Source organism: Pelobium manganitolerans, from assembly GCF_003609575.1.
Classification (GTDB): domain Bacteria; phylum Bacteroidota; class Bacteroidia; order Sphingobacteriales; family Sphingobacteriaceae; genus Pseudopedobacter; species Pseudopedobacter manganitolerans.
The window spans coordinates 175,623-194,740 of sequence record NZ_MBTA01000023.1 but is presented as its reverse complement, the minus strand read 5'-3'; the positions used below and the strand labels follow the sequence as shown (position 1 = coordinate 194,740).

The following is a 19,118-nucleotide window of genomic DNA, read 5'->3' as shown; positions in this document are numbered from 1 at the left end:
GTCTTTTTTGCATTTCATCCATTCATCCCCTACTCAAAATACCTATCAACACAAAATTCATCGAAAAAAATTGCCCAGCCGGCACTGGTTGATCGCCATAATTTAATATTCAGCCTGCCGGTTTTTTTGCCTTCGTACAGTTCAAAAGAAGATTTGTAGGCTTCGGTAATTTCGCATAATGGTTTATGAGCAAAGGTGAAGGTAAGCCCGTCTGTACTGTAACCTAAAAACAAGCGTCCGCCGCTTCCGTACTGCTTATTGCGCGTGGTAGAAACCAACATGTACCAGCGGTCCTTAAATTTTTTTACTTCAAGGTGCCAGGGTTCATCGCCTTCGCCCCAAGGCCTCGCATAAATTTTCACCAGCTCGTAGCCTAAATTTTTATCCACCTTAATATCATCAACGTTTTTAACCACCGTTCTGCGGATGGCGTAATTGGTATAATAAGCCCCCGGCGTGGCCTCGCCCGTAGAAACGCCATAACAGTAATAGTTATCGTTTTGTTTTAACACGCTTGGCGCGATAAGATCTATGCCCTGATAATCCCAACTGGTAATCACGTGCTTGTCCGACCAATGTACGCCATCTGTGGAAGAGCGGTACAGCAACGTGCGCCCATTAATTCGTTGCTTCGTTTTAGGATCAACTATGGAAACGCCACGCCAAAAACAATATAAAACTCCGTTATCCATCAATAGGTTCACGTCCGAATTATATCCCGGCTCAACCGGCGCCTTTTCTATGGGGTTAACAATCCCGATTGGCTCCTTCCACACTACGCCATCATCAGAACAAAATATGGTGGGATTTTCATACTGGTTGATGCCGCCGGGATAGGGCGTTACCGCCATCCAATAACGATGATTATTCCACTTTTCTTTAAAAAAAAGTACAGAGGGATGCGTCCAACCCAAAGTAGAAACATCTGGTTTGCGGAAAGTGCCGTCGGGCAATAACCAACCTTCTATCACATTCGCAAAAAAAAGCTTATGGAGGTTCAGTTTATACTCATTAAACTGTGGCAACTTATCAGAAATATCCACGTCTTCCACCGGCAGCGGGCTACGGTCCGGCTCCACTTTTGGATCTTTACGGCAAGCGCTCATCACCTGAAAAAAAATTGCTAGCAAAACAATTATTTTCCAATCGTACTTATTTTTAGGCATAACAAGCCCACATTAGGCGGTTTAGTTTTGTTATCTAAATCTAAACTAAATTTATTTACCTGATGCGGGAACTGGAACTTTTTTTTGCGGATGCTTTTTACGCCGGTTTGCCTAATAAAGCTTGTAAATGGTTGTGCTTTTAAATGTTTCACCGGCTTTTAATTCGGCCGATGGGAAATTGGGCTGGTTTGGCGAATCCGGGTGATGTTGCGTTTCAAAACAAAATGCAGTACGTGCCGCATAGGGTTTTCCGCTTTTGCCGATATCGCCGCTAAGGTAATTGCCGGTATAAAATTGCATTCCGGGTTGGTCTGTATATACTTCTAAGCAGACACCGCTTTCATCGCCTTGCGCAAAAGCTACCTTTTTTAATTCTTGTTCTGTATTAACCGAAAAAGAATGGTCGTATCCATTTCCAAATTTCAGCTGTTCATTATCAGCATTAATAGCTGCGCCAATTGCTTTTGGCGTTAAAAAATCGAAAGGCGTACTTTCCACCTTTGCAAATTCACCTAGCGGGATGCAACGCCGGTTAATTGGCAAATATTCCGTCGCGTTAATTTGAATCCGATGGTTTAAAATGCTGCCTGTGCCTTCGCCGTTTAAGTTAAAATAACTATGGTTAGTTAAGTTTACTACCGTGTCTTCATCTGTGCTAGCATGATATTCAATTTTTAAAGCATCGTTGTTTAAAGAGAAAGCAACTTGGCACTGTAAATTTCCCGGAAAACCGCCTTCGCCGGCCACGCTTACAGTTTGCATCACAATTTTGCTTTCATCAGCTTCTAAAACATCCCACACTTTATTATGAAAAGCTTGGCTGCCACTGTGCAAGCAATTGCCGTCATTATTAGCCTCAAGCTGATAAGTTTTTCCATCTAAACTAAAGCGTGCATTAGCAATTCTGTTGGCAAACGGACCTACCGTAATGCCATAATAAAACTCGTTTTTGCTGTTCAAATAGGCATCAATATTGTTAAAACCAAGGGCAACATCTAATTGTTGATCCTTTTTTAGCAAAATAAAATGGGTAATTCTGGCGCCATAGTTACAAATACCAACTTGTAAATTTGGACTTTTTAGCCAGTGGAGCTGGATATGCTTGCCGTTTAATTGTTTTTCAAATGCTTGTTGAATAGCTGAATGCATGAGCTTAATTTTTTTCGGGCTAAATTAGGGATTAATTATTGCTTGCCACCAATGCGTTAAATTAAAGTTAAAACGCTATTAAATATGTATTAAAAGGCGAAAAATAAAAACAGAATCTTTATTTTGAGCATAAATAATTGTTAAAAGAAAATCAGATGGCTGATCAGCAAACGAACTCTATAAAACTTGTACTTACCCAACTCATATCCAACGTTTTTGAAAAAGCGGGCAATAAACCCTTAAACTACCGGCAAATTGCCAACAAGCTAAACATTATTGATCCAGATTCTAAAGCGACTATTTTAGAGATTTTAGAAGATGGCACGGCAGACGGCGTTTTTTTAGAAACCAGTAAAGGGAAATATAAACTTCACGAGGTTAAAGCCTTTTTAACCGGGAAAATAGCCATGTCTAACGATGGTTCGGCATTTTTAATACCCGATGATGAATTTGAAAAAGACGTTTACCTAGCCCCGCGCAAGGTTAGGACCGCTTTGCATGGCGATAAAGTGAATGTGCACGTTTATGAAAGCAGCAAAGGGAAAAGGCGCGAAGGGGAAGTGGTGGAGATTTTGGAACGCGCAAAATTTGAATTTACCGGAATCGTAAAACTGAGCAAGCATTTTGCGTTTTTTATTCCGGACGACCGTAAAATGTTGCACGATATTTTTATTCCGTTAGAGGATTTAAACGGCGCAAAAAACGGCGTTAAAGCCTTAGCCCGGATTGTAGATTGGCCTGCGGGTGCTAAAAACCCGGTTGGTATTATTAAAAATATTTTGGGCAACCAAGGCGAAAACAACACCGAGATGAACGCCATTTTGGCCGAGTACGGTTTCCCTTTAAGTTTCCCGCCCGAGGTTGAACAGGAAGCGAAGTCTATTTCACCAGAAATCAGCAAAGAAGAAATTGCCAAACGTCGCGATTTCCGCCAAACTTTAACCTTCACCATTGACCCGTTCGATGCAAAAGATTTTGATGACGCCATATCATTTAAAGTGCTAGAAAATGGCAATTACGAGTTAGGTGTGCATATAGCGGATGTATCGCACTACGTAGTGCCGGATAGTGCACTGGATAAAGAAGCTTATGACCGGGGCACATCTGTTTATTTGGTAGACAGGGTGATACCGATGTTGCCCGAGCGTTTATCGAACAATCTCTGTTCTTTACGCCCAAAGGAGGAAAAACTATGTTTTTCGGCGGTGTTTGAGCTGGATCAAAACGCAAATATTGTAAACGAATGGTTTGGCAAAACCGTAATTTATAGCGATCAGCGTTTTGCTTATGAAGAAGTGCAAGACATCATCGAAAAGCAAGAAGGACCTTTTGTTGAAGAGATTTTGACTTTGAACAAGCTGGCGCACATCCTGCGTGATCGCAAATTTAAGCACGGTGCCATTAGTTTTGAATCTACCGAAGTAAAATTTAGGTTGGATGAAGAGGGCAAACCTATCGGTGTTTATGTGAAAGAACGGAAAGATGCGCACAAGCTGATTGAAGATTTTATGCTGTTAGCGAACAGGCGCGTGGCAGAATTCATCGCCCGTAAGGGAAAAGGGAAACATAAATATACCTTTGTTTACCGTGCGCACGACTCGCCAAAGCCGGAAAGCCTAACTGCCTTTGCTTCTTTTGCGGCTAAATTTGGGCATAAAATCTCTACCAAATCGGACCGCGAAGCCGCTAAAAGTTTAAATAAATTGATGCACGATGTGGAAGGCACTAAAGAACAAAACGTGCTGACGCAGTTGGCCATCCGTTCAATGGCAAAAGCTTTGTACACCACAAAAAGCAGCAGCCATTATGGTTTGGCGTTTGATTTTTACACGCATTTCACCTCTCCTATCCGCCGTTACCCCGATGTAATGGTGCACCGCCTTTTGGAACATTATTTGGCCGGTGGCGAAAGCGTGAATGCGGATCATTACGAAAAACTTTGCCAGCACGCATCGCAAATGGAGAAAAAAGCGGCCGATGCCGAACGCGCCTCCATCAAATATAAGCAAGCCGAATACCTGGAAAATCATATCGGCCAGATTTATATGGGCATTATTTCGGGCGTTACCGAGTGGGGCATGTACGTAGAAATTGAAGAAAATAAGTGTGAAGGGATGATTAGGTTGCGCGACATTTCGGATGATTTTTATGTATTGGACGAGAAGAATTATTGCATTATTGGTCAGCGTAAAAAACGCACTTACCAACTTGGCGATGAAGTAAAAATTAAGGTAAAACGTGTGGATTTGGCCAAAAGGCAGATTGATTTTACTTTGATTGTGGAGTAACTGAAAAGAGCAAGGAGTAAAGATTATAGAATAAGGACAGAAAATTAAAACTTTTTGTGCCGAATACCATTGTTTTAAATTTTACTTAAATTAGTTCAACTTGAAAATCTTGTTAAAATGACTAAGCAGGCTTTAATAGAGAAGGCAGTAAAAGTAATGCAACAACTTCCAGATGAAAAGGCCGTTGAAGTGATGGATTTTGCAGAATTTCTTTTTAAACAACACGAAGAATCGCAACTGAGAAAAGATATACATAACATGGTTTCAAACGGCAAAACCAACGCTTTTTTAGAAGAAGATGAAGAACTTTACACTTTGTCTGATGTAAAAGAACCTTACAATGGCTAAGGGTTAAATTGTCTTAGTTTCATTTCCGTTTACAGATTTAAGCGGAAACAAATTAAGGCCAGCTGTTGTTTTAACGGAAGACGATTTAGACGTAACGGTTTGCTTTATAACCAGTCAGATTAGTTGGAAAGAGGAAACGGATGTGGTATTAACACCGACTATTACAAATGGTCTTAAAAAAGAATCGCTGATCCGAACAAGTAAAATAGCTACTCTGGAGAAATCATTACTTAAAGGTGTTATTGGAAAACTTTCTGATAATGAAACGCTAGAGCTAAACAGGAAGTTGATTAAACTGCTAGCCTTAAATTAACGTTCTGTTTAGGCCGAATAAAACCCTATTTTCGCTGCGTAGCGAAATTCATTATCCATGCACAGCATTAAACAACTTCAAGAAATTATTGTTAAAGCCGTAAACGAAATAGATTATCCGGCACAACCCAAAGAGCTTTACCAGCCCATTGCCTATTTAATGTCTTTAGGTGGCAAAAGGTTACGCCCTGCTTTGGTTTTAATGGCTACAGATTTATTTGGTGGCGATGTTGAAGAAGCAATATCACCTGCTTTAGCCATTGAGCTGTTCCATAATTTTACTTTGATGCACGACGACATTATGGACAATGCGCCTTTACGCCGCGGGAAGCCAACTGTACACGAAAAATGGAACGCTTCTGTAGCCATACTTTCGGGCGATGTGATGTTTGTAAAAGCTTATAAGCTGATGATACAGGTAAGGCCAGAAATTTTATCGGGTGTCTTGGAAGTATTTAACAAAACAGCGGTTGAGGTTTGCGAAGGGCAACAGATAGATATGAACTTTGAAGTGCGCCAAAATGTAAGCATTGCCGAGTACCTGGAGATGATCCGCTTAAAAACAGCGGTTTTGCTGGGTGGCGCTTTAAAAATTGGCGCTTTAATAGGCAAAGCAAATGCAGAAAACGCCGATTTGCTTTATCAGTTTGGCGAAAACTTAGGCATCGCTTTTCAGTTGCAGGATGATATTTTAGACGTTTACGGAGATCCCGAAAAGTTTGGAAAGCAAGTAGGCGGTGATATTATTTGTAATAAAAAAACCTACCTGTTAATTAAAGCTTTAGAACTTGCCAAAGACCAAGATGCCAAAACCTTAGAATTGTGGTTACAGCAAACAAACTTTGATACCACCGAAAAAGTTGAGGCCGTAAAAGGCATATACAACCGGCTTAACATACGCCAAATAGCCGAAGAAGCCATGCAACAACACGCTACCAAAGCTTTGCAGGCCTTAGAAAACATTGATGTAGCCCCCGAAAATAAAAGCATTTTATTGGGCTTTGCAGAAATGTTGATGGCGCGGGAGAATTAATTTTTTCCTGCGACTAACCTCCACTCAGACGTATCATGGAAACTTATTTCCGGAAACTGTTTGGTAGCATATTCAATATCCCAAGCCGAAGCGGCCAAAAACACCGGCTTGTTTTCTTTGTCGTAAGCTATTTTTGAGCTGTGACGCTGGATAAACTTTTTCAGTTCTTCATCCGAGCTTGCCGAAACCCATTTTGCTTTGCTGATATTCATATGCCTGAACGAGCATGACGCGCCATACTCATTTAACAAACGGAACTGGATGACTTCAAACTGCAACTCCCCTACCGTGCCGATAATTTTTCTGTTACCCGGATTTTGGATAAACAGCTGCGCAACGCCCTCATCACTTAACTGATGAATGCCTTTTTCCAGCTGTTTTGTTTTAAAAGGGTCGTTGTTCTCCAGCTCGCGGAAAATCTCTGGCGAAAAACTCGGGATGCCCACAAATTGCAAGTTTTCGCCTTCTGTTAAAGTATCTCCAATTTTAAAATTGCCCGAGTCGTACAAACCGATCACATCCCCGGGATAAGCTTCTTCCACCAAACTTTTGTTATCTGCCATAAAACTGGTTGGCGAGGCAAACTTCATCTTTTTGCCCAAACGATTGTGCTGGTAAAAGGTATTACGCTTAAAAGTTCCCGAACAGATACGGCAAAACGCGATACGGTCGCGATGGTTAGGGTCCAAATTGGCGTGAATTTTAAATACAAATCCGGTGAATTTTGGCTCCGCGCTTTCCACTTTGCGCGTATCGGTTTCTCTGCCCTGCGGCGATGGCGCAATTTCTATAAATGTTTCCAATAGCTCTTGAACACCAAAATTATTAATGGCACTGCCAAAAAACACCGGCGCCAAATATCCCGAAAGGTATAAACTGCGGTCAAACGGTTCGGCAACAGCCTCAATCAGCTCTACGTCTTCGCGTAACTTTCCAGCTAAATCATGCCCTAGCAACTCATTTACTTTGGCATCTTCTAAATTGCCAATGGTGATTTTATCATCGGCAATTTGCTTTTTATTGGCGCTAAAAAGGTTAAGCGCTTTGTTGTTTAGTTGGTAAACCCCTTTAAAAGAATGGCCAATACCTATTGGCCAGCTTAGCGGCCGGGTCGAAATATTCAGCTCCTTCTCCAGCTCTTCCAATAAATCAAAAGGATCTTTACCCTCGCGGTCCAGCTTGTTCACAAAAATAATTACCGGCGTGTGGCGCATCCGGCAAACCTGCATCAGCTTACGCGTTTGCTCTTCCACCCCTTTCACACAATCTACCACCAATATTACCGAGTCTACCGCGGTTAATGTGCGGTAAGTATCTTCAGCAAAATCTTTGTGGCCCGGCGTATCCAAAATATTAACTTTTACTCCATTATACTCAAAACCCATTACAGAAGTCGCCACAGAAATACCGCGCTGCTTTTCTATTTCCATAAAATCAGACGTGGCGGTTTTTTCTGCTTTATTACGTTTTACCGTTCCCGCTTTTTGGATAGCGCCACCAAACAGCAACAGTTTTTCGGTAAGGGTGGTTTTGCCCGCATCCGGGTGGCTGATAATTCCGAAGGTGCGTCTTTTGGCTATTTCTGCTTGTAATGTTGTCATAAATTGTTTTACGCTTTGCGCGATTAGAAACCCGCTTGAAAGAGAGGTGCTTAAAAATTGCGCAAATATAACAGAAATAATTTAGCCGATGATTGAAGTGCGGATGCCATTTTGTTTAGTGGCACGGATGATGTTTTGTTTAGCAAAGCCGAGCTATAAACGGCACTAGCGACCATGTACACAATTATTTTATTTCTTTTTATGATGACGAACAACACAGCCAATTTTTTAGCAGATACCAACATTAAATCTTTTGCGCAACATAAAAAAATACCGAAAGTAATTGAAGAAAGCGCATTAATTGCTCTCTCGCACTATCCCGAACTGAAAGATGCCGAAATCGATTTTGTGTTTAAACAAAACATCAAAAAATCTGTGATGCAGGCACAGCCTAAGTTTGCAACAATTTTAAAGAAACGGAAAAAACGCGCCTATCAAATCAACATCAGCGCAATGTTTAAACTAACGCACTCGGCAACGCCCATCCACCAGCTACCGCAAAATATTATGATCGGGTGGATTGGACACGAGCTTGGCCACGTAATGGATTACCGTCAGCGTAATCTTGTAGGAATGTTAGGCTTCGGCGTTGGCTACCTTTTTTCCGAAAAATATATCCAAAAAGCCGAGCGCGTGGCAGATACCTTTGCAGTAAACCATGGCTTGGGAGCCTATATTATTGATACCAAACGATTTATTTTAGACCAAACTGATTTGCCCGAAAAATATAAAGCCCGTATTGCACGCTTATATCTTTCGCCAGACGATATTGTAGAACAAGTTAGAAAACTTGAAGAAGCGAAAACTTTGGATAAGTCTTTTTAAAGCTTTCGCAGATAATCTTGCACCTGCAAAAAGTCTTCTTCTTTTAATACACGCGGAATTTTGGCTTGCCCTCCTAAGTTCTTTTTATCCTCGCTCCAAGCATAAAAATGCGAAACCGGAAAAAACTCTACCTCCACGTCTTTTAAAGCTTTGCTACGCGCAACTTTATAATTTTTGTTGTGTTCGGCTAAAAAGGCGTCTAAATCTTTAGCAAATTCATTTTGCTTTTGCGGATGAATAGCTGCACCAATTAGCCATTTATGGATGTACTCATCGCCCCGATGGATGGCTGCCACCATAAATTCTTTAATCACTGCCCCGTATTTTTCTGCTAAATGTTCTAGCGCTTGGTTCATCTGGTGAACGGATAGTTGCGAACCCACCACGTTTAAATAGTGTTTGGTGCGTCCAGAAATTCTGATTTCCGCCTTTTCTTTGTCCGTAAACATTACGGTATCGCCAATCATATAGCGCCAAGCGCCAGCCACCGTACTAATCAGCAACACGTACTCCACATTTTCTTCTACATCGGCTAAAGCCAAAACCTTTGCGTTTTGTTTTACACGGCCTTCATCATCCATGTTCTCCTCTACAAAAGGTACAAACTCAAAGAAAATTCCGTTATCCGTATTTAATGCCATTGACGTAGTGCCCGGACGAGTTTGAGTGGCTAAATATCCTTCCGACGCTAAGTAGGTATCGATATAAATCATTGGCTTTGCCAGCAACTTTTCAAAACTCTGACGGTAAGGCTCAAAAGCTACGCCTCCGCTGGTGTACACTTGCAGGTTTGGCCAAATTTCATGAATGCTCTTGAGCTTATAGTGCTCAACGATGGCTTTCAGCATCATCTCTACCCACGACGGAATGCCGGATAAGCTACCGATATCCCACTTTGGAGCCTCTTCAACAATCCGCTCTAACTTGGCATCCCAATCTTTTATGCTGGCAATTTCTTCGCCCGGCTTGTAAAACGCGCGAAACCAAGTTGGGATGTTTGCTGCGGATATTCCACTAATTTCGCCCTCTTCATGGTCGTTTTTTTTGATAAGCTTGGTGCTGCTGCCCAACATCATAATCTGCTTCTCAAAAAAATCTCCCGGAAGCTCAAAATTCTTTAAACTTAAAACTTGTTTAATCCCTGCCTTGCGGATGGCTTCCAGCATATCATCCGTTACCGGGATGTATTTGCTATTGCTGGTAGTGCCGCTGCTAAGGGCAAAATATTTTTGTCCGCCCGGCCAAGTCACGTTCTGATGGCCTTCCAACAGGTAGTGCCACCAATCTTCAAACATTTTATCATAATCATGAACAGGCACTGCGTGCTGAAAAGCGGCCAATGGCGAAGCCAAGGACAGGTTTTTCGTAAAATTATATTTTTTTCCAAAGGCTGTTAGTTTGGCGCTTTCCAACAGCTGGCGCAATACCAACTCTTGCTCTTTCACAGGCTTAGCCTCGCCTTTAATAAAGCCGGTAACATCAATGGCTTTCTTTATCAATTCTCCAATTACAGACATGTTTTTCGGTTTTTTTTCCGCAATGTTGCAAGAAATATACCAAGGGCATTTAACAAAAACAGCCGGCATGTGCCAGCTGTTTAAATTGAACATGAAAGCTAATGTTCAATTTCTTATCTCGATTTTACTTTTGTTTCGCCATCTTCCACCTTAATTTTGGTGTCGTCGGTTTTTAGTTTACCATCTTCGCCGTCAACTTTCATTTTGCTATCCGGTGATTTCATTTTCATTTCATCACCGTCAATTTTTAGTTTTGACGAATCGGTTTTCACCTTAATCTCATCACCATCGATCTTGATTTTGGTATCGTTAAGGCGGTATTTTCCTTCTTTTTCTTTAATCAGCATCGAGTTTACCACCATTCCATTTTGGTACATGGTGTCTAAACTCACCGGATCATAATAAAATTCTACCGGCAGTTGCGTTTTGCTATCCACCGCAATTCCCGTTTCCGGATCGCGCACAATATTTACTTTTTCGCCAGATGCCAAGTTCACATATTCGCCCTCGCGTACCTCTGGTTTATCCATGCTAGTCATAGCATCATGGTCATGCGCCATAGTATCCGCGTTTTCTTCCGCATTTTTGTTATTGTTGCAGGCCGTAGCTAACAAAGCTACCGTTGCCATACCTAAAAATATCTTTTTCATCTCTACAGTTATTGAATTTCAGTTTTAATTTTTGCTTTATAGCCTATCTATCTTTCACCTTAGTTTCCCCGTCTTCAATTTTAATTTTCTTGTCGTCGGTTTTTATTTTCAGCTCGTCGCCGTCGCGTTTCACTTTCACGTCTTCACCGCTTTCCAAAAGCTTTTCTACATCAGATTTAAATTTACTTTCATCCAATTTGTAAACGTTATCGGCAGTTTTCACAATTTTGTTGTTTACCACCTCACCTGTTTCACCGTAAATGGTGTCTTTGGTATCTAAATCCACGTAAAATTCTACCGGTTTGCCACTTACGCTATCAATAGCTTGTCCAGATTCTGACTTGATGATGTAAACCTTTTCACCGGTTTGCAAATTTTTATACTTAGCATCGCTATGGCTACAAGCCGTTGTTACCAAGGCCGGTAAGGCCAATAAAACTAGTCCTTTAGTTATTTTTACAGTTTCCATGTTTTTATAAGATTTGTTTGATGCTAGCACTTACAATAAAAAGACCATTAGCTAAAAAACGCCAAATAGAACCGCTGAGCGCAATTTTGGCCAAGCCAGCATTGTATAATATTTGGTGCATTTTTTAAAAAGCTAAGCATTTACACGTTTACCTCGGGAAAAAACTGATTGCTCCGTTTAATATCAGCAACTGGAAAAACTTGTAAACAAATCAATTCCAATCTTTTAAAAAGATGTTGCAGAAATGTTATCAAGATGACGTTTTTAAATTTCACAAAAGCGAAGAAAGTCTTAATTTTGTGAGCTTCATTGGAAACGCATTAAATGAGCGAACAAATCAAACACGAGTGCGGTATCGCATTCATCCGACTGTTAAAACCTCTCGAATATTATCAGGAAAAATATGGAACATCACTTTACGGCCTAAACAAGCTGTATTTGCTGATGGAAAAACAGCATAACCGCGGCCAAGATGGCGCCGGTATTGCTACCATAAAACTAGACATTAAACCTGGAAACCGCTACATTAGCCGGTACCGCTCGATGGAAAAAAATGCCGTTCAGGATATTTTTTCATACGTTACCAAAAAGTTTGCGGCGGTAGGCAAGCAAGATCCAGAACTGTTGAAAAATGCCCAATGGCTTAAAGAAAACGTAAGTTTTACAGGCGAAGTGCTATTAGGCCATTTGCGTTATGGCACACACGGCAAAAACAGTGTAGAAGCATGCCATCCCTTTTTACGCCAAAACAACTGGAAAACACGGAACTTAGTTATTGCGGGCAACTTTAACATGACCAATGTTGACGAACTTTTGCAGCAGCTTTATGATTTGGGCCAGCATCCCAAAGAGCGTGCAGATACGGTTACCGTGTTAGAGAAAATAGGTCACTTTTTAGATGATGAAAACCAGTACCTGTTTGATAAATTTAAGAGAGAAGGTTATGATAACGTCGAGATCTCGCAGTTAATTGCCGCACACATGGATGTTGCCCGCATCCTAAAAAAATCGGCAAAAACTTGGGACGGTGGCTATACCATTGCCGGTATTTTTGGCCATGGCGATGCTTTTGTGATGCGCGATCCGGCTGGTATACGTCCGGCTTTTTATTATCAGGATGATGAAATTTTTGTGGCTGCATCAGAACGTCCGGCTTTGCAAACTGCTTTCAACATCAAAATTGGTCAGGTTAAAGAAATTAAACCGGGCCACGCCATGATTATCAAAAAAGATGGCAGCATTAGAGAGGAGATGTTTAGAGAACCGGTAGAGAAAAAGGCCTGTTCTTTTGAACGCATTTATTTCTCGCGCGGAAGCGATGCCGATATTTACCAAGAACGCAAACAGCTGGGCAACTTGTTAACACCGGCGATTTTAGATGCCGTTGAGCACGATATTGAGCATACCGTGTTTTCTTACATCCCAAATACCGCCGAGGTTGCTTTTTACGGTTTGGTTGAGGGCTTGCACCGTTATACCGTAAAAACCCAACGCGATGCTTTGATACACAGCCGGGATAATTTGACAGATGAAGAACTGGACCGTATTTTACGTGTAACCCCGCGTGTAGAAAAACTGGCGATAAAAGACGTTAAAATGCGCACTTTTATTACCCAAGATGCCGAGCGTAGCGACATGGTTTCGCATGTTTACGACACCACTTATGGCTTGGTAAAACGTGATGTAGATACCATCGTAGCGTTGGACGATTCGATAGTACGTGGCACTACCTTAAAGCAAAGCATCCTGCGCATTTTCGATCGTTTGGGACCGGTAAAAATTATCATCGTATCTTCTGCGCCACAAATACGTTACCCAGATTGTTACGGTATAGACATGAGCCGCATGGGCGAATTTGTAGCTTTTGAAGCGGCTATTTTACTATTGAAAGAGCGTGGCCAAGAGCAGTTAATTACCGATGTTTATCAAAAATGTAAAGCACAAGAGTTTGCACCAAAAGAGGAAGTAATTAATCACGTAAAAGAAATTTATGCGTCTTTCAGCAATGAAGAAATATCAGCAAAAATAGCGGAGATTATTACACCTAAAAATTTAGGCGCTAAAGTAGAAGTGATTTACCAAAGTATTGAAAATTTACATGAAGCTTGCCCTAACCATTTAGGCGACTGGTATTTTTCTGGCGACTACCCTACCCCAGGCGGCAATAAAGTGGTTAACCGCGCTTTTATGAACTGGATGGAGGGTAATAACGCGAGAGCGTACCTATAATTTAAAAGGAAAAATTTAAAAGCTGTAGAAAGCTTATCAAACATAAAAGTCTCGGCAAAAACACCGAGACTTTTTTATGGTAAACACCTTTATTAATTTATTTAAAAGCGTTGTGGGAATTATCTAAACGTTATGGTAGGGATAAAAAACAAAGTTTGCCCCTTCCGGTACAACCACAAATACACACATAAAATCTTCGGCAGCTTTATAGTTTGTGGTAAAATGGTCTTTTTTATCGGCTTGGATGATGCCTTTTTCTACAAACTCCTCTAAAGTGGAAACCTGTACCGTCCAGGCCGTATTTAATTCGTTGCTATCGAGGATGACTTCGCCCAAATTGACTTCATGTTGGTGCGCAATAAAAATAGGATAGGCAGATAAACCTTCGACCATAATTTCTATCGCTACCTCGCGCAAAGTCTCCTTATAAAACTCTAAATCCTTCTTTAAACTAACCAATGGACTTTCTTTCGGGGCTTGTTGCTGTCCGTCATTTTGCCCTAATAACTCTTCTGGATTCATTTTCTCAATTTTAGCAAAACCACGTTCTCTACATGCTGCGTATGCGGAAACATATCTACCGGCTTTATCCTCGCAAGGTCGTATTTTTCTTTCAACACCGCCAAATCTCTCGCTTGCGTAGCCGCGTTACAGCTTACGTAAACAATTTTATCGGCTTCCATTTCCAATAAGCGCGCGACCACATCGGGGTGCATCCCGGCGCGTGGCGGATCTGTAATCACCACATCGGGTTTGCCGTTAGCAGCAATAAATTCGGCGTTTAAAATATCTTTCATATCGCCGGCATAAAAAACGGTATTGTTTAAACCGTTTACCTGCGAGTTTACTTTGGCATCCTCAATCGCATCTGGAACATACTCTACACCCACCACTTTCTTCGCCTTTTTTGCCACAAAATTGGCGATGGTTCCAGTACCGGTGTACAAATCGTAAACCAGCTCATCCCCATTTAAACCTGCAAAATCGCGCGTGATTTGGTAAAGCGCATAAGCCTGTTGCGAATTAGTTTGGTAAAAAGACTTTGGACCAATGCGGAATTTCAACCCTTCCATCTCTTCCTCAATATAAGGCCTACCCTTATAACACATCACTTCCTGATCAAAAAACGTATCATTTTTCTTTTGGTTAACGATGTAAAGCAGGGAGGTAATTTCCGGGAATTGCGACTGCACAAAATCCATCACTTCTGTAATCTGATCTTCTTCTGGATAGGCAAAAATCACAATAACCATTAGCTCGCCGGTAGAGCTAGTGCGGATAACCAAGTTGCGCAACGCACCTTCATGCGCACGTAAATCGTAAAAAGAAATGTTGTTATCTACCGCAAATTGCGCTACCGCATTGCGGATGGCGTTAGATGGGTCGGCTTGCAGGTAACAGTGGTCTATCTTTAAAATTTTATCAAAGCGCAAAGGCACGTGGAAACCTAAAGCGTTCATCTCTTTTTCATCGCTGATGATATCATCTGCGCTGGTAAGCCAACGTTTGTTAGAAAAGGTGTACTCCAGTTTATTGCGGTAATATTTATCTGTTGGCGCTGGTAAAATGGCTTCTGCATGGTCAACCGTTAGGCCTCCAACACGCTGCAATACATCCAAAACAGATTTTTGCTTGTATTTTAATTGCGCGGTATAATCCATGTGCTGCCATTTACAGCCACCGCAAACGCCAAAATGCTGGCAAAAGGGCTCTACCCTTTCTGTCGACGGACTAATTACCCTGGCAATTTTCGCTTCGGCAAATCGTTTCTTTTTCTTAAACACGGCGGCATCCACCACATCCCCCGGAATGGCTTTGTCTATAAAAACCACTAAATCTTCTGCACGTGCAACCCCTTTTCCTTCCTCGGCAATATCATGCACCGTGAGGGACTCTAATATCTTGGCTTCTCTCAAAATTTCTATTTAAGGCGGCAAATTTAACAATTTAGTTTGGTAGCCTTTATATTTTAGGCGGTGGTGTTTCTGCGGGCCTTTTAAGCAATGCTATTTACCCGAATATACCGCTCCGGATGTTGGGGTTTCTTTCAATTCGATACGGCAAAGTTCTGGGATTAGCGGTTTTATTTTGTTCCACAGCCACATACAGATTACTTCTGAGGTGGGATTTTCTAAACCTTCAATTTCGTTCAAAAAATGATGGTCCAAACTTTTCACTATTGGGTTTACGTGTTTTTTTATATCAGCAAAATCAATCACCCAACCGTATTCTGCTGAAACTTCGCCTTCAAAAAACAGCGTTAAATGATAAGTATGCCCGTGAATTTTACGGCATTTATGTGTTTCGGAAACGTTGGGCAAAAAATGCGCAGCATCAAAAGTAAATTGTTTGTAAATAAGCATTTATAAGAATACGTTTTAAAACGCAAAAGTGCTGTTTTAGAAGGTGTAAACAAATGATTTTTGTCAATATTAAGCTGCAACAGACACAAATTCTAAGCAACAGGCCTACAAACTCAGCCCGCTTTCTCCCAAACCAACTTCTCACCAAAAACGCGCGTGCTATCGGTCATCTTTGCGGTTTTTAATTGGATGCACCAAACCTCGCCAGCTTTAGCCAAAGCCAAAGGGTTTTGCTTATGGTAATAGTTGCTGGGCAAAAAACCTTCCGGAAAACTGCCATACAATACTTCGCCGGTAAACTGTAAGCCCTTCATAGCCATAAAGTTCATTTTCTGTGGCAAAATTGTACCGGACACTTCTGCATTAAGCTTCAATGATTGCGAGTGGAAACTCTGCTCGGAAGATTTAAACAACAATAATTTGTGCGCCGGCTCAAAAACATAAAAACAATTAAAACAATATGGCTTGCCGTTTAAATCTATACAACACAAGGTGGCTATTTTGTTCTCGGCGATGTAAGCAGTTAGTTCGGGTTTCATATTTTTAGGGATTGGCAGTTTATGGATTCATCGTTTTTAGTAGTTGGCTTCCGTAAGTAGAGCCGGAACATGCTTCCGGCTCTGCATTGCACCGCTATATAAGTGAACCGTATCTCTCAAAAAATGCTTTTTCCAAGCTTTCGCGATGGTCCGGATGGGCAATTTCAATTAATGCTTTACCACGCTGTTTCATGCTTTTGCCAAACAAATTCACTTTTCCGTACTCGGTTACTACCCAATGCACGTGTCCGCGGGTGGTTACCACACCCGCACCTTGCTTTAAAAACGGCGTAATACGCGATACGCCTTTATTTGTAACAGAAGGCAAAGCAATAATAGGCTTACCGCCTGGCGACAAAGAAGCACCACGGATAAAATCCATTTGCCCACCAATACCCGAATACTGGAAAGTTCCGATAGAATCGGCACAAACCTGGCCGGTTAAATCAATCTCGATAGCGCTATTAATGGCAATCACTTTCGGGTTTTGCCTAATAATGCTGGTATCATTCACGTAATTGATGTTCATTACACGGATAGACGGGTTATCGTTCACAAAATCGTATAACTTGCGGGTGCCCACCATAAAAGAAGTTACAGATTTTCCTTTGTTCAGCTTTTTGTTGCTGTTATCAATCACCCCGCTTTCGATAAGCGGAATTACGCCGTCGGAAAGCATTTCTGTATGTAAACCCAGGTTTTTGTGGTTCACCAGATTTTTAAGCACCTGGTCCGGAATGCTACCGATGCCCAATTGCAGTGTAGAACCGTCTTCGATTAGAGAAGTCACGTTTTTGCCAATGGCAATAATGGTATCATTGGCTTTGGCGGAGTAGTCAACCTCTGGCAAGGCATTTGGATGCCAAACCATTGCATCCAGTTTGCTGGTGTGTATAAAACCATCGCCGTGGGTACGCGGCATATTAGGGTTAATTTGCGCGATTACTTTTTTAGCATTATCAAACGCTGCTTTCGCGATGTCCACAGAAGTACCTAAAGTGCAATAGCCGTGTTTATCAGGCTCTGATACTTGCAAAATAGCAACATCAACAGGTAAAAACTCATCGTTAAATAACAGCGGAATCTCGCTCAAAAACACCGGCACATAGTCTCCATAGGCACTATTTACTGCCGTACGGGAATTTGCCGACACAAAAAGCGAATTGAAAAAGAAGCTGTCTTTGTATTTATCGTCGCCAAAGCTGCTGTCGCCTAGTGTGGTGATGCTTACCAGCTCTACATTCTTTAGTTCCTGATAACGGTTTTGCAATTCCTCTATCAAAGGCGTTGGGGTGGCAGCACTGCCGTGCAAAAACACCCGGTCGCCAGATTTAATCAGTTTTACTGCCTCTTCTGCCGAGATATAATTTGTGTTTGTCATCGCTTTTCTTTTTAGTTGTTAATCGATAAATAAATTCAGTTTAATATTTTGTGTTTGTTTGTATTTTATGTTTTGCAGCAAATAAACAAGTGCCAGCACCGGCAAAATCAAATTAGTTGTAAACAACAATAGCCCAAGGTTTGGAATATAAATGCCGAAACTGGCCAAACAAACCGGCACAAATAACAATCCTAAATAGGCTATTACCGTAGCCATTAGCAATCGGTTTAAAATTGCCGAAGTTTTAATTAGCGATGCTTTGCTCATCAAATCCAAAAAAATAGGCGTTAGACTGCCCAAAGTGAGCAAATGCACATAACCGATAATTAGGTTTCTGCTGGCAAAAGCCCAAGCCCCAAGTTGCGGAAGCGCCACCAAACACTGAAATACCAATTGCAATGTTATGGCTATCAAGGCCATGCCTATTAAAAAGGTGGGTGTCTCGCATTCGCGGATGAATTTAAACAAGATCACTAACCACGCGGCTAAATGTAAGAGCGCAGCAACGCCGGTAAGCAAATACATCCAAACCGAAGGCACGTGCCACAGCAAAAACATCGCGTAAAGCGGAAACGTTGATACAACCAGCAACCACATCCAAAATTTTAGACGTGTTGTATTCCGCACATTTCTCCAGTATGCACGCAATAAAAAACCGATACTGGCCAATTGCATAAAACCGTTCAGCTGAAAGTGCAGGTAAAAATATATTGCATTCTGCTGTGCACTGTTTTCAAAACCTTTTGCCCTAAAATAAGCCAGCACATACGGCCCTAATGAGGAGAGTAACAGGCAAATAAGCGCGCCGATTAACAAAATATTGGCTATGTGCCGGTTTGCTTTAAAGAAGCCCGACTTTAAAATCAATGCGCTTCCCCAGTAAGTTGCAAACACAAAAAGCGCAGATAAAACAATGGAAAGCGTTTGGTATCCGGTAAAGAAAAAACTGACTAACATGCCGTAGCTTATCAGTATGGTTAATGCAAATAAACCTTTGAACTGAAACTGAAAGTCCTTTGTCAAACTTGGTGATAAGGCTTTGTAAAAAAGCAACATAATCACTAAAAACATCCAAGCAGAAAATGCGAAATGCGAATGTGCGTGCAGCAAAAACTGATAATTTATAGGCAAAGAAAAAAGCTGCAGGTAGCGCAGCAATGCGCCGGCTAAGGCCAATACAAAAAAATTGGCCAATGCCCATTTGGCGTAATATTGTGCGGTTTTATGTAATACTGCATTTTCCATAGC

At 41.5% G+C, this 19,118-nt stretch carries 18 protein-coding genes; 6 read left to right on the top strand and 12 right to left on the bottom strand.

Going from position 1 to position 19,118, the window contains the following annotated elements:
• Positions 1-29: 29 nt before the first annotated feature.
• Positions 30-1,166 (bottom strand): glycoside hydrolase family protein, encoded by a 1,137-nt coding sequence (locus BCY91_RS09480; RefSeq protein WP_120181709.1) that lies wholly within the window; start codon positions 1,164-1,166, stop codon positions 30-32.
• A 111-nt stretch (positions 1,167-1,277) separates the two neighbouring features.
• Positions 1,278-2,315, bottom strand: a complete 1,038-nt coding sequence (locus tag BCY91_RS09470; RefSeq protein WP_120181707.1) for an aldose epimerase family protein — start codon at positions 2,313-2,315, stop codon at positions 1,278-1,280.
• A gap of 155 nt (positions 2,316-2,470) precedes the next feature.
• On the opposite strand from BCY91_RS09470, the gene rnr reads away from it, so the two are divergent.
• The 4 genes from rnr (at position 2,471) to BCY91_RS09450 (ending at position 6,296) form a co-directional block, all read left to right on the top strand.
• The gene (gene rnr / locus BCY91_RS09465; protein WP_120181706.1) at positions 2,471-4,603 is read left to right on the top strand and encodes a ribonuclease R; all 2,133 of its coding nucleotides are present in this window, start codon (positions 2,471-2,473) and stop codon (positions 4,601-4,603) included.
• A 117-nt stretch (positions 4,604-4,720) separates the two neighbouring features.
• Entirely contained in the window at positions 4,721-4,951 is a 231-nt protein-coding gene (locus BCY91_RS09460) for a DUF2281 domain-containing protein (protein WP_120181705.1), read from the top strand.
• A 7-nt stretch (positions 4,952-4,958) separates the two neighbouring features.
• Complete coding sequence (locus BCY91_RS18060; RefSeq protein ID WP_220699469.1) at positions 4,959-5,264, top strand: type II toxin-antitoxin system PemK/MazF family toxin; 306 nt, start codon at positions 4,959-4,961, stop codon at positions 5,262-5,264.
• 57 nt (positions 5,265-5,321) lie between these two features.
• Entirely contained in the window at positions 5,322-6,296 is a 975-nt protein-coding gene (locus tag BCY91_RS09450) for a polyprenyl synthetase family protein (RefSeq protein ID WP_120181704.1), read from the top strand.
• On the opposite strand, the gene BCY91_RS09445 is transcribed toward BCY91_RS09450, so the two are convergent.
• The gene (locus BCY91_RS09445; RefSeq protein ID WP_120181703.1) at positions 6,293-7,897 is read right to left on the bottom strand and encodes a peptide chain release factor 3; all 1,605 of its coding nucleotides are present in this window, start codon (positions 7,895-7,897) and stop codon (positions 6,293-6,295) included. The two genes, BCY91_RS09450 and BCY91_RS09445, sit on opposite strands and share 4 nt — an antisense overlap.
• A 174-nt stretch (positions 7,898-8,071) precedes the next feature.
• Here BCY91_RS09445 and BCY91_RS09440 point away from each other — a divergent pair, with 174 nt between their 5' ends.
• Positions 8,072-8,722 carry a hypothetical protein gene (locus BCY91_RS09440; RefSeq protein ID WP_220699463.1) on the top strand — a complete coding sequence of 217 codons (651 nt, stop codon included), beginning with the start codon at positions 8,072-8,074 and terminating at the stop codon, positions 8,720-8,722.
• Here BCY91_RS09440 and BCY91_RS09435 read toward each other — a convergent pair.
• From BCY91_RS09435 to BCY91_RS09425, 3 genes are all read right to left on the bottom strand, one after another.
• Positions 8,719-10,239, bottom strand: coding sequence for a GH3 family domain-containing protein (locus BCY91_RS09435; protein ID WP_120181862.1), 1,521 nt, complete (start codon positions 10,237-10,239; stop codon positions 8,719-8,721). The two genes, BCY91_RS09440 and BCY91_RS09435, sit on opposite strands and share 4 nt — an antisense overlap.
• A 113-nt stretch (positions 10,240-10,352) precedes the next feature.
• Positions 10,353-10,889, bottom strand: a complete 537-nt coding sequence (locus BCY91_RS09430) for a hypothetical protein (RefSeq protein ID WP_120181702.1) — start codon at positions 10,887-10,889, stop codon at positions 10,353-10,355.
• Between the two features lie 43 nt (positions 10,890-10,932).
• A complete protein-coding gene (locus BCY91_RS09425) occupies positions 10,933-11,358 on the bottom strand; it encodes a hypothetical protein (RefSeq protein WP_120181701.1) in 426 nt (141 codons plus the stop codon).
• A gap of 324 nt (positions 11,359-11,682) precedes the next feature.
• On the opposite strand from BCY91_RS09425, the gene BCY91_RS09420 reads away from it, so the two are divergent.
• Positions 11,683-13,587: an amidophosphoribosyltransferase gene (locus BCY91_RS09420; RefSeq protein ID WP_120181700.1), complete on the top strand. Its 1,905-nt coding sequence runs from the start codon at positions 11,683-11,685 to the stop codon at positions 13,585-13,587.
• 123 nt (positions 13,588-13,710) lie between these two features.
• Here the strand turns inward: BCY91_RS09420 and BCY91_RS09415 are convergent, their stop codons facing one another.
• The 6 genes from BCY91_RS09415 to BCY91_RS09390 form a co-directional block, all read right to left on the bottom strand.
• On the bottom strand, positions 13,711-14,109 hold the full coding sequence (locus BCY91_RS09415; RefSeq protein WP_120181699.1) for a hypothetical protein: 399 nt from the start codon (positions 14,107-14,109) through the stop codon (positions 13,711-13,713).
• Positions 14,106-15,503 carry a 23S rRNA (uracil(1939)-C(5))-methyltransferase RlmD gene (gene rlmD / locus BCY91_RS09410; protein WP_182995346.1) on the bottom strand — a complete coding sequence of 466 codons (1,398 nt, stop codon included), beginning with the start codon at positions 15,501-15,503 and terminating at the stop codon, positions 14,106-14,108. Before rlmD ends, BCY91_RS09415 begins: the two co-directional genes overlap by 4 nt.
• 90 nt (positions 15,504-15,593) lie before the next feature.
• Positions 15,594-15,950, bottom strand: a complete 357-nt coding sequence (queD, locus tag BCY91_RS09405; protein ID WP_120181697.1) for a 6-carboxytetrahydropterin synthase QueD — start codon at positions 15,948-15,950, stop codon at positions 15,594-15,596.
• Positions 15,951-16,063: 113 nt separating this feature from the next.
• A complete protein-coding gene (locus BCY91_RS09400) occupies positions 16,064-16,489 on the bottom strand; it encodes a PNPOx family protein (protein WP_120181696.1) in 426 nt (141 codons plus the stop codon).
• Between the two features lie 94 nt (positions 16,490-16,583).
• Entirely contained in the window at positions 16,584-17,870 is a 1,287-nt protein-coding gene (locus tag BCY91_RS09395; protein WP_120181695.1) for an acetyl-CoA hydrolase/transferase family protein, read from the bottom strand.
• A gap of 18 nt (positions 17,871-17,888) precedes the next feature.
• Entirely contained in the window at positions 17,889-19,115 is a 1,227-nt protein-coding gene (locus tag BCY91_RS09390; RefSeq protein WP_147387928.1) for a hypothetical protein, read from the bottom strand.
• Between the last annotated feature and the right edge of the window lie 3 nt (positions 19,116-19,118).